The sequence below is a fragment of the Streptomyces sp. NPDC048295 genome, assembly GCF_040652135.1.
Taxonomy (GTDB): Bacteria; Actinomycetota; Actinomycetes; order Streptomycetales; family Streptomycetaceae; genus Streptomyces.
Window position 1 is genome coordinate 17310 of the sequence record NZ_JBEZLL010000050.1, and the last position, 14983, is coordinate 32292.

Sequence of the window (14983 nt, forward strand, 5' to 3'; positions counted from 1 at the left end):
CTCCCGGCGGCCCGCGCCCCGGCCGTCGCACGCCTGAGTCACCGGGCCGGAGCACCGGCCGGGCAGGCCCGTACCGGCCCTAGTCCCAGGCGGCGCCGCCCCGGTCCTCGGCGACCACCATCACGCGCCGCAGCATGTCGTTGAGCAGTGTGCGTTCGTCCTTGCCGAGGACGCCGAGCAGCCGGTACTCCTCGTGGCCGAGGACGTCCATCGCGCCCAGCCAGGTCGAGCGGCCCTCGTCGGTGAGCTCCACGTCGACCCGCCGGCGGTCGGTGGTGGAGGGCGTACGGCGGACGAAGCCGCGCCGTTCGAGCGCGTCCAGCCGGCCGGTGACGGAGGCGGGCGCGAGGTCGAGGTCGGCGGCGAGTTCGGAGGGGGCCGCCTTCCCGCCGCGTCCGGCCAGCTTGTGGAGCGTGTCGAACTCCTGGCGGTCCAGGTCGAAGTCGACCAGGGACTGTTCGCGTACCCGGCGCAGATGGACGGAGAGCTTCTTCATACGGGTCACCGCGCCCTCGACCTCGGGATCGAGGTCGGGAAGCACGGGCTTCCAGCGCTCCACATGTCCGTCGGTCCAGTCGCGTCGTTCCATGGGGAAAGCGTACGCCCGAGCCCCAACTACCCTTCGGAGTCAGATATTTCGTTGACGAATAGTTCGGTACCGAATTAGATTCTCGCGCATGCCGCACCCCTTGCGCACGCGCGCCTTCCGCCTGCTCTTCATCGGCCGCACCCTCTCGCTCCTCGGCGACGCCGTCATCCCCGCCGCCCTCTCCCTGGCCGTCTACCTGGCCACCGGCTCGACCGGGGCGCTCGCCCTCGTCCTGGGCTGCGCGATGGTCCCCAAGCTGCTCCTGCTGCCGCTGGGCGGCGTCGTGGGCGACCGCTTCAACGCCCGTACGGTCGCGCTCACCACGGACCTCGTGCGGTGCGCGACCCAGCTCTTCGTCGGCGCGGAGCTGCTCGGCGGCTCCCCCGCGCTCTGGCAGATCGCGCTCGCCGAGGCGATCGGCGGCGCCGCGGGGGCCTTCGCGATGCCGACCGCGTCGCCGCTGATCCGCGGCACCGTGGGGGAATCCGGGCTGCTGCGCGCCAATTCGCTGATGGCGGTCGTCAACAGCTCCACCCGGCTCGGCGGACCGGCCCTCGCCGGCGTGCTGATCCTCACCGCGGGTCCGGGCTGGGCCTTCGTGCTGGACGGCGTCACCTTCGCGGTGAGCGCCGCGCTGCTGTCCGCCGTCGAGGTCCGGCACGTACCCATCCCGAGGCGCTCGCTGCTCACGGACCTCAAGGAGGGCTGGAGCGAGGTCCGCGACCGCGACTGGTACTGGACGAGCCTGATCGCGCACGCCGCCTGGAACGGTGCGGCGGCCGTCCTGATGACCGTCGGCCCGGCGCTCTTCGTCCGGGAGCTGGGCGGCAAGGGCGTCTGGGTCGCCCTCCTCCAGACCGGTGCGGTCGGCCTGCTCCTCGGCTCCCTGCTGGCCGGCCGGGCCCGCCCCCGCCGTCCGGTCCTGGTGGCCAACCTGGGCCTCGCCACGTACGCCCTGCCGCTCGGCCTGCTGGCCGCCCACGCACCCGTCGCGCTCACCATCGCCGCGTACGGCGTCGCCCAGGCCGGTCTCGGCTTCCTCGGCCCGGTCTGGGAGACCTCGGTCCAGTCCGCCGTACCGGCGCACGCGCTGGCCCGGGTGACCTCGTACGACTGGCTGCTCTCCCTCGGCGCGATGCCGCTCGGCTACGCCCTGGCCCCGCTCGCGGCCTCGGCCTGGGGCGCCGAAGCCCCCCTGACCGTGGCCGCGGTGGTGGTCGGCGCTGCCTGCCTGGGGACGGCGGCGGTGCCGGGGGTACGGCGTCTCGGGGCGGCCGGCAAGCAGGTGGAGCGCGTCACACCGACTCCGGCTTGAACATGTTCAAAAGCAGGTCTACAGTCCATGACAACAGCTTTTGAACGCGTTCAAGGGAGGGTGGGGCATGGACCTCACTGTTGTCGCGTATGTCATCTACCTGCTGATCAGCGTGGCGTTGACCATCTGGGTCGCGCGCACGCTCAGCCGCAACGGCAGGGTGTTCCTCGCCGATGTGCTGCACGGGAACGAGAAGCTCGCCGATGCCGTCAACCATCTGCTGGTGGTCGGCTTCTACCTGGTCAACCTCGGCTTCGTGACCCTCTATCTGAGGAGCTCCGACGGCGTCACCGACGCCCGCGGGCTCTTCGAGGCACTGTCGGTGAAGCTCGGCGTCGTCCTGCTCGTCCTCGGCGTGATGCACCTCGGCAATGTCTATGTGCTCAACAAGATCCGCCGCCGCGGTCTGATGGAGCGTGAGCAGATCCCGCCCGTGGCCCCGCAGGGCTGGACGGGACCGGGCAGCGGCCCGTGGGCGGCGCCCACCCCCGGGGCCTGAGCGCCATGACGGACGGACCGGGCGGGCGGCCGCTCCCCGTCGGGCGCCTCACGGTGCTGTACGACGCGCGGTGCCCGCTCTGCCGGCACCTGCGGCAGTGGCTGATGAAGCAGCGTCAGCTCGTCCCGCTCGACCTCGTCCCGGCGGCCTCCGAGGAGGCGCGCCGCCGCTTCCCCGGGCTCGACCACTCCGGGACGCTGGACGAGATCACGGTGATCGGCGACCGGGGCCAGATCTACCGCTCCACCTCCGCGTGGATCGTCTGCCTCTGGGCGCTGGCCGAGCACCGGCCCAGGGCGCACTGGCTGACCACTCCGGCGGGCCGCCCGTTCGCCCGGGCCACCGTGCTCGCCGCCGCGAAGTACCGGTCCCTGACCGCTCCGCCGTGCGGCGAGGGGGACGGGGGCGGTGCCTGTACGGTCCCCGGATCCGAGGGCTGACCGGGCCGGATACCCTCGGGGCTGTGGTGAAGGAAGCGAAGGACGTGAAGGAAGCCAAGGCTCCCAAGAGCGAGCAGACCCGCACGCTCATCCTCGAAACGGCGCTCCGGCTCTTCCAGGAACGCGGCTACGACAAGACGACGATGCGGGCCATCGCCCAGGAGGCCGGCGTCTCCGTGGGGAACGCCTACTACTACTTCACGAACAAGGAACACCTCGTCCAGGGCTTCTACGACCGGCTCGCCGCCGAGCACGCGGCGGCGGTGCAGCCGGTCCTGGACGGCGACAGGGACCTCGCGGTGCGCATGCGCGGGGTCCTGCTCACCTGGCTGGACGTGGCGGAGCCGTACCACCGCTTCGCCGCCCAGTTCTTCAAGAACGCCGCCGACCCGGAGAGCCCGCTCAGCCCGTTCTCGGCGGAGTCGGTCGCGGCCCGCGAGGCGGCGATCTCCATCCACCGGCGGTGCCTGGCCGGTTCCGACACCAAGACCGATCCCGAACTGGCCGAACTGCTGCCGCAGTTGATGTGGCTGATGCAGATGGGGCTGGTGCTGTACTGGGTGTACGACCGGACGGAGCACACCGAGCGCAGCCGCCGCCTGGTCGAGCGCTCCGCCCCGATCGGCGCCCGCGCCATCGCGCTCACCCGGTTCCGGGTGCTGCGGCCGCTGGTGCGGCAGATCCACGACGTACTGGAGGAGTTCCTGCCCGGCGCCGCGAAGTCCGGGGGCCGGAAGCGCTCCGGCGCATCGGAGTAGGAAAGCGGCGGGGCGGCCGTCCGGCAGTGCCGGTACGACCGCCCCGTGTCCGGTCCGGCGGGCCGTCAGGACCTCGGGACCGTCCGGTCCGCCAGGTCCGTCCGGTCCATCAGATCGATCCGGTCCCTCAGGTCCGTCAGATCCGCTTCAGTTCCCAGAGCCGCCAGAGGCCGGTGCCGTCCGAGAGGTACTGCGAACCGGAGACGTCCGTCGTGCTGACGACGTAGTCCTTCTTCTGCCACAGCGGGACCAGCGGCACGTCCTCGCCGACCTGCGCCTGGAGCTCCTTGAAGTCGGCCGCGGTGCGCCCGCGGTCGCTGTACTGCAGCGTGGAGCTGATCAGGCTGTCCACCTTCTTGCTGGAGTAGCCGTTGTGGAGGCTGTTGTCGCGGCCGACCAGCGGCTGGCTGAAGGTGTCGGAGTCCGGGTAGTCGGGGAGCCAGCCGACCGTGTACGCGTCGTACTTGCCGGCCGCGTAGTCCTTCTGGAACTGCTGCCAGTCGACGGCGTGGACCGTGACCTTGAACAGTCCGTCGGCCTCCAGCTGGCGGCGGAGCTCCGCGGTCTCCTTCGTGTACGTCTCGTCGCCGCCGCGGTAGCCGAAGCTGATCTTCACCGGCGTCTGCACACCGGCGTCGCTCAGCAGCTGCTTGGCGCGCGCCGGGTCGGGCGAGGGGTAGGCGTCGAAGAACGGGGTGCTGTGCCCGATGTAGCCCTGCGGGATCAGCGAGTAGAGCGGCTCGACGGTGCCCTTGTAGATACCGGTCACCAGCGGCCCGCGGTCGATGATCGAGGCGATGGCCTGCCGGACCTTCTTGTTGGCCAGCGGGGAGCTCGGACGGACGTTGAAGACGAGATTGCGGATCTCGGCGCTGTCCGCCTCGGTGACGCGCAGATCGGGGTCACCGGGATTCAGCTCGGCGAGCGTGGCCGGCGGCAGTTCGCGGTGCGTGACGTCGAGCTGCTTGGCATTCCAGGCGGCCAGGAGCTCGTCCGACTTGTCGTAGTAGTGCACGGTGACCGGGACACCGGTCCTGCTCAGCGCGCCCTTGTAGAGGGGGTTGGGGACCAGCTCGGCGATCTCGCCCGGCCGGTACGACTTCAGGAGATACGGCCCCGAGCCGTCGATGGTGTCGCCCGTGCGGAGCTTGTCCGCCGGGTACGACTCGCGGTCGACGATCGAACCGGCTCCGGTGGCGAGCTTCTGCGGGAAGGTCGCGTCGCGCGCGGAGAGATTGAAGGTGATGGTGCGGCCGTCGGCCACCACGTTCTTGAGACTCGGGAAGAGCACCCAGGGACCGACGTCCGTCTTGATCTTGATCATGCGCTCGATGGAGTACTTGACGTCCTCGGCCGTGATCTTGCGGCCGTTGGAGAACGTCAGGTCGTCGCGGAGCCTGCACTGGTACGTCTGGAGCTTCTGGCCGATGAACCCGCAGCTCTCGGCGGCGTCGGGCTCGGGCACGACCGCCCCGGACTTGAACGTCATCAGGGACTGGTAGATGTTGCTGTACATCGCCCAGGAGCCCGCGTCGTACGCACCGGCCGGGTCGAGCGAGGTGACCTCGTCCGTCGTGCCGACCGCGATGGGGTCACCCTTCACCTCGTCCGAGGGGAGCAGCTGCCAGGCGACAACGCCTGCGATGACCAAAACCGCGAGAATCGCGAGAATCCGTAGCCGGACCGACCGCATTGACGTGCTCTCCCTTACCAGCCCCACCTCGGCGTTGCGCTCAGATCCGCACATCACCGCATGCTCGCGATCAGCCAATCACACGATTTTCACATCTGGAAGAGTAAAACTGTGACTCATAGCCTTTTGTTCGGCAGTTGAAACCTTGGGTGCATGTGAACGTCCGGAACCTGTCGTCGACGGAGAGTCACGCCTGAAGTGAAGCGAGCTCCACGACGGTGATGTCGGAGGGTGCGCCGACCCGTACGGGCGGGCCCCAGGCGCCCGCGCCGCGTGAAACGTAGAGCTGGGTGTCGCCGTACCGGTCGAGTCCGGCGCCCGTGGGATTGGCCAGATCTGCGATGTAGTTGCCCGGCCAGAGCTGGCCGCCATGGGTGTGACCGGAGAGCTGGAGGTCCACTCCGTGGGCTACCGCCTCATGGATGACGACGGGCTGGTGGGCCAGGAGAACGGCGGCGCGGGTGCGGTCCCGGTCGCCGAGCGCGCGGGCGAAGTCGGGGCCCTGCCCTTCGCTCTCGCCGGCCACGTCATTGACGCCCGCAAGATCGAATCCATTGAACTCGACCCGGGAGTTCTCCAGCGGGTGAAGCCCCAATTCCCGCACCTCGTCGACCCATTGGGCGGCGCCGGAGTAGTACTCGTGATTACCGGTGACGAAGAAATTCCCCTGCCGGGAACGCAGCCGGGCGAGCGGCCGGGCGGCGGGCCCGAGGTCGGCGACGGTTCCGTCGACGAGATCCCCGACCACGGCGACCAGATCCGGCTGGGTCCGGTTGATGGTGTCGACGATCCGCTGGGTGTGGGCGCGGCCGAGGATCGGGCCGAGGTGGATGTCGCTGACGACGGCGATCCGGTAGCCGTGCGCGGAGCGGGGCAGTTTGGCGAGCGGGACGGTGATCCGCTTGACCCGCGGCCCGCGCAGCACCCCGTAGGTGCCGTAGCCGACCGTTCCGAGCCCGGCGACGGCGGCGGCACCGCCGACCGCCCGCGCGACGAACAGCCGGCGCGTGGGAGCGGCGGGGCGTCGCGGGGCGGGGGCCTCGGCGACGAGGGTGGCCGGGGCGGCTCCGCCGGACGCCTCCGCGGCCGAGACGACCGAGGCGGCCGAGGTGATCGACGGGCGATTCGCACCATTCGGGCAATCCGTGGGGAGCGCGCTCTCCGCTGACGCCTCGTCCGCGTCCTCCGCCCGGCCCGCCCGGTCCGCCCGGTTCGCGAGCACCCGGCGGAGCACCGGCCGTACCGCCTCGCCCACCAGCAGAGCCAGCGTCAGGTACAGCACGGCGGCCAGCCACAGATAGCCCGGCCAGGCCAGCACCTGCTGGAGCCAGAAGGGTGCACCCGTACGGCCGGAGACCAGCGCGCCGATGCTCAGCAGGGGCAGGAGGTACGCGGCCACCGTGCCGGCCCGGCGCAGGGCGCTGCCCTCGGCCGTCGTGTCACCGACGAGACGCCGCCAGAGATAGCGGTGCACACCGGCGAGCAGTGCGAGCACCACGATCACCATCACCACGAGACCGACCACTGCCACTGCCACCCGTCCTCACCTGCCCGTCGTGCGGCCTGCTATGCGCGTTCGCGGCGCAGGGCCTTGACGCCACGGAACCCGATCACACCAACAGCCGTCCCCAGGAGAAAGGACGTGATGGCGAGCAGCAGATGCACCCAGAAGTACGCAGTCGGGTCACCCGCGTCGTCGAAGGCGAGTCCGCTGCCGTCCTTCCACAGGTTCTTGACGAAAGTGATCCAGATGAACCAGCTCCACACCCCGAAGGCGAGCAGGAACCAGGAGACGGGGCGGCTGAGCTTCATGGACTCAGTATCTCCGCCGAGCCCGGGCCGAGCCGCCCGGGGTGGGCTGTCCCGGCGGTATGCCCGGCGGGTCAAGCCGTCCGAGCACATTTTCATATCTTCTGCCTGTACGTTTCCGACCGTGCCTGCTCTCAAAAAGACCGCAGTGACGGTCATCTCTGCCGCCTTGTTGTCCGCTTTTGTCGTAAGCCCGGCATCGGCGGTCGGCAAGGACGCCTCCGACGACCAGCCGAAGCCGCCCTCGGACATGTCCAAGGTCGGTGGCGAACTGCTGGGCAGAGCCGGTACGCAGGTCAAACTGGGACCGGACGCCCCGGTGCTGCCGAAGGACCTCACGGGCAGGTCCTGGATCGTCGCGGACGCCGAGAGCGGCCAGGTCCTCGCCTCGCACAACCCGCACTGGCGGCTGCCTCCCGCCTCCACCCTGAAGATGCTCTTCGCGGACACCGTGATGCCTGCGCTCCAGCCGAAGACCCAGGAGTACACCGTCAAGGACGAGGATCTCGCCGACCTCGGCGAGGGCAGCAGCCTGGTCGGGGTCAAGGAGAAGCTCACCTACACGGTCCACGACCTGTGGCTCGGGGTGTTCCTGCGGTCGGGCAACGACGCGGTGCACGTCCTGTCCTCGATGTACGGCGGTGTCCCCAAGACGGTCGACGCGATGCAGGCGCACGCCGAGGAGCTGCAGGCAATCGACACCAAGGTGGTCTCGCCCGACGGGTACGACGCGCCCGACCAGGTCTCCAGCGCGTACGACCTGACGCTGTTCGCCCGCAGCGGGCTCCAGAAGGCGGACTTCCGGGAGTACTGCTCGACGGCCGAGGCGCAGTTCCCCGGCGCGGAGAAGAAGGGGAAGCGCGAGAGCTTCGGCATCCAGAACACCAACAAGCTGCTCACCGGCGCGGACGGCGTCACCCCGTACAAGGGCATCGCGGGCGTCAAGAACGGCTACACCACGCATGCCGGCAACACCTTCACCGGCGTCGCCGAACGCAACGGCAAGGTGCTGCTCGTCACCGTCATGAACCCCTCGTCCGAGAAGGCCCACGCCGTCTACAACGAGGCCGCCAGTCTCCTCGACTGGGGTTTCGACGCGAGCGGCAAGGTGACGCCGGTCGGTGAGCTGGTGCCCCCGAAGTCCGCCACCACCGGGACCGGGAAGGGCCCCGCGGCCGGGCAGGGCAAGGACGAGGGCCGGAACGGCCCCGCACGGGCCGCGGGGACCGCCGCGGCCGAGAACGGCGGCGGAGGCGTCGGGATCGCACTGGGCATCGCCGCAGGCGCCCTGGTGCTGCTGGCCGGCGGGGTGTTCCTGGTCAACCGGCGCTGGCCGCTGCCGGACCTGATGCGCCGCCGTCCTCGCCGCTGAGCTCCCCGGACGCCGCCTCGGTGTCCTCGTCGTTCTGCGTCGCCGTCCAGGCGGCGCAGAACAGCAGCAGCCGCGCCGAGAAGTTGATCCACAGCAGCAGTGCCACCGGCACCCCGAAGGCGCCGTACATGCTCTTCGACGCCACGCTCCTCATGTAGCTGCCGAGCAGCAGCTTGAGCAGTTCGAAGCAGACCGCGCCGATCGCCCCGGCGACCAGCAGACGGCGCCGCGGGGGCTCGACGCCGGGCAACAGGGTCAGCATGTAGAGCAGCAGCAGGAAGCCGGCGAGCGCCGCCACGACCAGGGCGGCCACCCGCAGCACCACACCACCCGCCCCCCGGTCCGAGATGTTCAGCAGATCGGCGGCCCAGCCGACGGCGACGGAGCCGACCGACGACACGGCGAAGGTGGCGAGCGCCGCCCCGCCGAGGCCGAACAGCAGCCCCACGTCCTTGAGTTTGCGCAGGACCGGATTGCCCAGGTCCATGTCGTCCATGCCCCAGACGGCACGCAGACAGTCCCGCATCGAACCGATCCAGCCGATACCGGTCAGGAGCAGCAGCGCACCGGCCACCAGTCCGACCGTGCCCGCGTGGGTCACCAGGTTCTCGATGCCGAGCTGGTCGGAGATGCCGGGCACCTGTTCGGCGAGCTTCTCCTCGATCTTGTGGAGCTGCTCGGCGGAGAGCAGCGCGGCACCGATCGCCGCACCCACCGCGATCAGCGGGAAGAGCGCCAGGAAGCTGATGAAGGTGATCGCGGCGGCGAGCCTGGCCCAGTGGACCCGCTCCAGCGTCTCGTAGGAGCGCCAGGCGTGCGTCGCCATCAGCCGGGCGACGATCGGCCCGATGACGGGGAGGTTCTTCAGCCAGTCCATGACGTACGGCTTACCCTCCCTGGCACGGAAAACCGGCACCGGGCCTCGTCGGCGTACGGTCTGACACTTCCTCAATCACCCATACCGGTGAGTGTTGTAACAAATACCTCAAAAGGGTTTTCCCGGGCGATACGGTCACCGTCATGTCTGTCGACACCGTGTCCCTGACCGGCTGGGGCCGCACCGCCCCGACGACCGCCCTGCGCTTCCGCCCCCGTTCGTACGAGGAGGCGGCGGCGACGGTACGCGGCTGCGGACCGCGCGGCTCCATCGCCCGGGGCCTCGGCCGGGCCCACGGCGACGCGGCCCAGAACGCGGGCGGCTCCGTCCTCGACATGACCGCGCTGAACCGGATCCGCACCATCGACGCCGACGCCGGAACCGTGGTCTGCGACGCCGGGGTCAGCCTGCACCGGCTGATGGAGGTCCTGCTGCCGCTCGGCTGGTTCGTCCCCGTCACGCCCACCACCCGCTACGTCACGGTGGGCGGTGCGATCGGCGCCGACATCCACGGCCACAACCAGCACGTCTCCGGCTCCTTCTCCCGGCACGTCCAGGAGCTGGAGCTGCTGACCGCCGGGGGCGGGATCCGTACGGTCCGGCCCGGCACCTCCCTCTTCGACGCGACCGCGGGCGGCCTGGGCCTGACGGGTGTGATCCTCTCGGCCACGCTCCGGTGCCACCGTGTCACCAGCTCATGGATGTCGGTCGACACCGAACGCGCCGTCGATCTGGACGACCTGCTGGAGAGGCTCTGTGCCGGGGACCACCGCTACCGCTACTCGGCCGCCTGGATCGATCTCCGCGCCCGAGGCCGGGCGACGGGGCGCTCCGTGCTCACCCGGGGGGAGCACGTGCCCCGGTACGCGCTACCGGCGCGCGCCCGGCGCACACCGCTCGCGTTCCGCCCGGGACCGCTGCCGGCCTCCCCCGCCCTCGTACCGGAGGCGCTGCTCGGCGGCGCCCGGGCCGCCCTCTTCAACGAGGTCCGGTACCGCGGGGCGCCCAGGTACCGGATCGGCGAACTCCAGAGGCTGGCCGCGTTCTTCCACCCGCTGGACGGGCTGCCGCCGTGGAGCCGGGTCCAGGGGCGGGCCGGGTCCGTGCGGTACCAGTTCGTCGTCGGACACGGCCGGGAGGAGGCGCTGCGCCGGATCGTGCACCGGCTCGCCCGGCGGCGCTGCCCCTCGTCGAACGCGGTGCTCAAGCGGTTCGGCGCCGGCGACCCGGGCTGGCTGTCGTTCCCCGTGCCCGGCTGGACGCTCGCCCTCGACCTGCCCGCCGCCCTGCCCGGACTGGCCCGCTTCCTGGACTCGCTGGACGAGGAGGTCGCGGCGGCCGGCGGCCGGGTCTGTCTGGCGAAGGACTCCCGGCTCCGGCCGGAGCTGCTGGCCGCGATGTACCCGAGGCTGGCCGACTTCCGGTCGCTGCGCGCCGAGCTGGACCCGGACGGGGCCTTCCGCTCGGACCTGTCGCGCCGCCTGTCGCTCTGACCACCGCTGCCCGCCCCTCCCTCCCCACCTCGCAAGGAGTGTTCCCGTGAAGGACGCCTTCGGAGCCCCGCAGTCCCTGCTCGTCCTCGGCGGCACGTCGGAGATCGCGCTGGCCACCGCACGGCGGCTGATCGCCCTGCGGACCCGGACGGTCCACCTGGCCGGGCGCCCCTCCCCCGCGCTCGACGCGGCCGCCGCCGAACTGCGCGCACGCGGCGCCGAGGTCCGCACGGTCGCCTTCGACGCGCTGGACTCCGCGTCGCACGAGACCACGCTCGGCAAGGTCTTCGCCGAGGGCGACATCGACATGGTGCTGCTCGCCTTCGGCATCGCGGGCGACCAGGGGCGCGACGAGGAGGAGCCGCTCGCCGCGGTCCGGGTCGCCCAGACCAACTACACGGGGGCCGTCTCCGCCGGGCTGGTCTGCGCCGGCGCACTCCAGGCGCAGGGGCACGGCTCGCTGGTGGTGCTGTCCTCGGTGGCGGGCGAGCGCGTCCGCCGCGCCGACTTCATCTACGGGTCCAGCAAGGCGGGGCTGGACGCGTTCACGCAGGGGCTGGGGGACGCGCTGCACGGGACGGGGGTGCATGTGATGGTCGTGCGCCCCGGCATCGTACGTCCGGAGGCGGAGGCGGAGACGCTGACGGAGACGGGAACGCTGACGGTGCGGGTGGCGGGAGCGGGGGCCGTGCGGGCCTCGGAAGCGGTGCGGGGAGCGGGAGCGGTGCGGAGTGCCGGAGCGGTGCGGGCCGCGGCCCTGTTCGTCTCGGCGCCGCTGGAGGCATCGCCGCTCACCACGACCCCGGACGCGGTCGCGGAGGCCATCGTGACGGGGCTGCGGCGGCGTTCGGAGACGGTGTGGGTGCCCGGGGCGCTGCGTGCGGTGATGTCGGCGCTGCGGCACGTACCGCGCCCGTTGTTCCGGCGGCTGCCGATCTGAGCCGGAGCCGCCGGGAGGCGATCAGGGCCGCCGGGAGGTGATCAGGGCTGCAGGGAGGGCTCGTCCACGGAGGAGCCGCCCTGCGCGGGCACGGCGGGCGTGCCGCCACCGGCGCCGAACGGGAACTCGTTGATCTTGCGCCAGACGCTGTCCGAGCCCTGCTCGTACAGCGCGAAGGAACCGCAGGTCCAGGCGGCCTCGTAGTCGGCGAGCTCCGCATACGCCCGGTCCATCGCCGCCTCGGCGATGTCGTGCGCCACGGTCACATGCGGGTGGTACGGGAACTGGAGCTCGCGCACTAGCGGCCCGGAGGCGTCCCGGACCCGCTTCTGCAGCCAGGTGCAGGCCGAGGCGCCCTCGACGACCTGGACGAAGACGACCGGTGAGAGGGGGCGGAAGGTCCCCGTACCGGACAGCCGCATCGGGAAGGGGCGGCCGCCCGTCGCGATCTGGGCGAGATGCGCCTCGATCGCGGGCAGGTCGGCCGCCTCGGCCTCGGTCGGCGGAAGAAGGGTGACGTGGGTGGGAATGCCGTACGCGGCAGGATCCCCGAAGCTCGCGCGCCGCTCCTGGAGCAGGCTGCCGTAGGGCTCCGGGACCGCGATCGAAACGCCGAGCGTTACGGTCCCCACGTCGTCCTCCTCAATCTTCGATGGCCGATGGCCTGTTTTCAGCCACCGACCGGTTCAGCTTCCCGTCGCCAGTGTGACCCCTGCGGCCGCCAAACCGCCAGGGTCCTTGGACTCAGTGCTTCGCGGGCAGAAAGCCCATCCGGTCGTACGTCAGGGCCAGGGTCTCGGCCGCGACGGCACGGGCCTTCTCCGCGCCCTTGGCCAGGATCGAGTCCAGCGTCTCCGGGTCGTCCAGGTATTCCTGGGTGCGGGTACGGAACGGTGTGACGAACTCGACCATGACCTCGGCGAGGTCGGTCTTGAGCGCACCGTAGCCCTTGCCCTCGTACTTCTGCTCCAGATCCGCGATACCGGTCCCGGTGAGTGTCGAGTAGATGCTCAGCAGATTGCTGACACCGGGCTTCTCCGCACGGTCGAAGCGGATCACCGTGTCGGTGTCGGTGACCGCGCTCTTCACCTTCTTGGCGGTGGCCTTCGGCTCGTCCAGGAGGTTGATCAGGCCCTTCGGCGTCGGCGCCGACTTGCTCATCTTCGCCGACGGGTCCTGGAGGTCGTAGATCTTCGCCGTCTCCTTGAGGATGTACGGGTCCGGCACGGTGAACGTGTCGCCGTAGCTGCCGTTGAACCGCTCGGCGAGATTACGGGTCAGCTCCAGGTGCTGGCGCTGGTCCTCACCGACCGGGACCTGGTCGGCCTGGTACAGCAGGATGTCGGCCACCATCAGCATCGGATACGTGAAGAGACCGACCGTGGTGCGGTCGGCGCCCTGCTTGGCGGACTTGTCCTTGAACTGCGTCATGCGCGAGGCCTCGCCGAAACCGGTGAGGCAGTTCATGATCCAGCCGAGCTGGGCGTGCTCGGGGACATGGCTCTGGACGAAGAGCGTGCAGCGCTCCGGGTCGAGACCGGCGGCGAGGAGCTGGGCGACGGCGAGCCTGGTGTTCGCGCGCAGCTCCGCGGGGTCCTGCGGGATGGTGATCGCATGCAGGTCGACGACCATGTAGAAGGCGTCGTGTGATTCCTGCAGTGCCACCCACTGGCGGACCGCGCCGAGGTAGTTGCCGAGGTGGAACGAGCCTGCGGTGGGCTGGATTCCGGAGAGCACGCGGGGGCGTTCAGAGGCCATGGAACTCATTGTCTCAGGTGCGGGCAGCGACCCCCGACCGGCCTGGCGCGCCGGGAAATACAGGTTTCCTCGCCTCGGATCCGACCGACGATACAAAGTGGGCACCACCCCGCCCACGCCGCACGACGAACGGAGATCCCGTGTCGACCACGGAAACCGCCATCGCCTCCGCCGAGGCGCACAGCGCGCACAACTACCATCCGCTGCCCGTCGTCGTCGCCACGGCGGACGGAGCCTGGATGACCGATGTCGAGGGCCGCCGCTACCTCGACATGCTCGCCGGCTACTCGGCGCTCAACTTCGGTCACGGCAACCGGCGCCTGATCGACGCGGCGAAGGCGCAGCTGGAGCGGGTGACCCTCACCTCGCGCGCCTTCCACCACGACCGGTTCGCCGACTTCTGTACGCAGCTCGCCGCGTTGTGCGGCATGGAGTCGGTGCTGCCGATGAACACGGGCGCGGAGGCCGTGGAGACCGCGGTGAAGACGGCCCGTAAGTGGGGATACCGGGTGAAGGGCGTCCCGGACGGCATGGCGAAGATCATCGTCGCCGCGAACAACTTCCACGGCCGTACGACGACGATCATCAGCTTCTCCACGGACCCGGAGGCGCGGGAGGACTTCGGCCCGTACACGCCGGGGTTCGAGATCGTGCCGTACGGGGACCTCACGGCGCTCCGGGAGGCGATGACCGAGAACACGGTGGCGGTGCTCATGGAGCCGATCCAGGGCGAGGCCGGGGTGCTGGTGCCGCCGCCGGGCTATCTCCCCGGGGTGCGCGCGCTCACCCGCGAGCGGAACGTGCTGTTCATCGCGGACGAGATCCAGTCGGGCCTGGGCCGGACCGGCCGGACCTTCGCCTGCGAGCACGAGGGGGTCGTGCCGGACATGTACGTGCTCGGCAAGGCGCTGGGCGGTGGTGTGGTGCCGGTGTCGGCGGTGGTCTCGTCGCGGGAGGTGCTGGGGGTGTTCCGGCCCGGTGAGCACGGTTCGACGTTCGGCGGCAATCCGCTGGCCTGCGCGGTCGCGCTGGAGGTCATCGCGATGCTCCGCACCGGCGAGTTCCAGCAGCGGGCGGCCGAGCTGGGCGAGCACCTGCACCAGGAGCTGGGGCTGCTGGTGGGCGGCGGCGCGGTGGAGGAGGTGCGCGGCCGCGGGCTGTGGGCGGGCGTCGACATCGCCCCGGCGCTCGGCACCGGCCGGGAGATCTCCGAGAAGCTGATGGACCGCGGGGTGCTGGTCAAGGACACCCACGGCTCGACGATCCGGATCGCCCCGCCACTGGTGATCAGCAAGGAGGACCTGGACTGGGGCCTCGAACAGATCCGCGCCGTGCTGCGCGGCTGACCCCGGCGCCGGCCCGCCGGGCGGCGTGGATGTCCGGGCCGCCCACGATCTTGCCGGTGGAGCTGTCGACCACGATGAAGACCGAGATGATGCC

At 70.7% G+C, this 14983-nt stretch carries 15 protein-coding genes; 8 read left to right on the top strand and 7 right to left on the bottom strand.

Features of this window, described 5'->3' with window-relative positions:
- Positions 1–79 precede the first annotated feature (79 nt).
- Positions 80–589, bottom strand: coding sequence for a MarR family transcriptional regulator (locus AB0D53_RS40245; protein ID WP_329818761.1), 510 nt, complete (start codon positions 587–589; stop codon positions 80–82).
- An 88-nt stretch (positions 590–677) separates the two neighbouring features.
- On the opposite strand from AB0D53_RS40245, the gene AB0D53_RS40250 reads away from it, so the two are divergent.
- The 4 genes from AB0D53_RS40250 (at position 678) to AB0D53_RS40265 (ending at position 3601) form a co-directional block, all read left to right on the top strand.
- Positions 678–1904, top strand: a complete 1227-nt coding sequence (locus AB0D53_RS40250) for an MFS transporter (RefSeq protein WP_362454323.1) — start codon at positions 678–680, stop codon at positions 1902–1904.
- A 67-nt stretch (positions 1905–1971) separates the two neighbouring features.
- Positions 1972–2403, top strand: a complete 432-nt coding sequence (locus tag AB0D53_RS40255) for a hypothetical protein (RefSeq protein ID WP_329818759.1) — start codon at positions 1972–1974, stop codon at positions 2401–2403.
- Positions 2404–2408: 5 nt separating this feature from the next.
- Positions 2409–2843: a DCC1-like thiol-disulfide oxidoreductase family protein gene (locus AB0D53_RS40260; RefSeq protein ID WP_362454324.1), complete on the top strand. Its 435-nt coding sequence runs from the start codon at positions 2409–2411 to the stop codon at positions 2841–2843.
- 23 nt (positions 2844–2866) lie between these two features.
- Positions 2867–3601, top strand: coding sequence for a TetR family transcriptional regulator (locus tag AB0D53_RS40265; protein ID WP_362454325.1), 735 nt, complete (start codon positions 2867–2869; stop codon positions 3599–3601).
- Positions 3602–3737: 136 nt separating this feature from the next.
- Here AB0D53_RS40265 and AB0D53_RS40270 read toward each other — a convergent pair whose 3' ends face one another.
- The 3 genes from AB0D53_RS40270 to AB0D53_RS40280 all read right to left on the bottom strand — a co-directional run bounded on the left by AB0D53_RS40270 (position 3738) and on the right by AB0D53_RS40280 (position 7106).
- Entirely contained in the window at positions 3738–5294 is a 1557-nt protein-coding gene (locus AB0D53_RS40270) for an ABC transporter substrate-binding protein (protein WP_362454326.1), read from the bottom strand.
- 187 nt (positions 5295–5481) lie between these two features.
- Complete coding sequence (locus AB0D53_RS40275) at positions 5482–6801, bottom strand: metallophosphoesterase (protein ID WP_362454332.1); 1320 nt, start codon at positions 6799–6801, stop codon at positions 5482–5484.
- 59 nt (positions 6802–6860) lie between these two features.
- Positions 6861–7106 (bottom strand): SCO4848 family membrane protein, encoded by a 246-nt coding sequence (locus AB0D53_RS40280; RefSeq protein ID WP_079179553.1) that lies wholly within the window; start codon positions 7104–7106, stop codon positions 6861–6863.
- 121 nt (positions 7107–7227) lie between these two features.
- On the opposite strand from AB0D53_RS40280, the gene AB0D53_RS40285 reads away from it, so the two are divergent.
- Positions 7228–8475: a D-alanyl-D-alanine carboxypeptidase gene (locus AB0D53_RS40285; RefSeq protein WP_362454327.1), complete on the top strand. Its 1248-nt coding sequence runs from the start codon at positions 7228–7230 to the stop codon at positions 8473–8475.
- On the opposite strand, the gene AB0D53_RS40290 is transcribed toward AB0D53_RS40285, so the two are convergent.
- Positions 8423–9352 (bottom strand): YihY/virulence factor BrkB family protein, encoded by a 930-nt coding sequence (locus AB0D53_RS40290; protein WP_362454328.1) that lies wholly within the window; start codon positions 9350–9352, stop codon positions 8423–8425. The genes AB0D53_RS40285 and AB0D53_RS40290 overlap by 53 nt on opposite strands.
- A 143-nt stretch (positions 9353–9495) precedes the next feature.
- Here AB0D53_RS40290 and AB0D53_RS40295 point away from each other — a divergent pair, with 143 nt between their 5' ends.
- Both AB0D53_RS40295 and AB0D53_RS40300 read left to right on the top strand, forming a co-directional pair.
- On the top strand, positions 9496–10845 hold the full coding sequence (locus AB0D53_RS40295; RefSeq protein WP_362454329.1) for an FAD-binding oxidoreductase: 1350 nt from the start codon (positions 9496–9498) through the stop codon (positions 10843–10845).
- Between the two features lie 46 nt (positions 10846–10891).
- On the top strand, positions 10892–11785 hold the full coding sequence (locus AB0D53_RS40300; RefSeq protein WP_362454330.1) for an SDR family NAD(P)-dependent oxidoreductase: 894 nt from the start codon (positions 10892–10894) through the stop codon (positions 11783–11785).
- 41 nt (positions 11786–11826) lie between these two features.
- Here AB0D53_RS40300 and AB0D53_RS40305 read toward each other — a convergent pair whose 3' ends face one another.
- Together AB0D53_RS40305 and trpS are read right to left on the bottom strand one after the other, a co-directional pair.
- Positions 11827–12417 (bottom strand): 2'-5' RNA ligase family protein, encoded by a 591-nt coding sequence (locus AB0D53_RS40305; RefSeq protein WP_072486605.1) that lies wholly within the window; start codon positions 12415–12417, stop codon positions 11827–11829.
- A gap of 112 nt (positions 12418–12529) precedes the next feature.
- On the bottom strand, positions 12530–13543 hold the full coding sequence (trpS, locus tag AB0D53_RS40310; RefSeq protein ID WP_107408268.1) for a tryptophan--tRNA ligase: 1014 nt from the start codon (positions 13541–13543) through the stop codon (positions 12530–12532).
- 140 nt (positions 13544–13683) lie between these two features.
- Here trpS and rocD point away from each other — a divergent pair, with 140 nt between their 5' ends.
- Entirely contained in the window at positions 13684–14889 is a 1206-nt protein-coding gene (gene rocD / locus AB0D53_RS40315) for an ornithine--oxo-acid transaminase (RefSeq protein WP_362454331.1), read from the top strand.
- Positions 14890–14983: the final 94 nt, after the last annotated feature.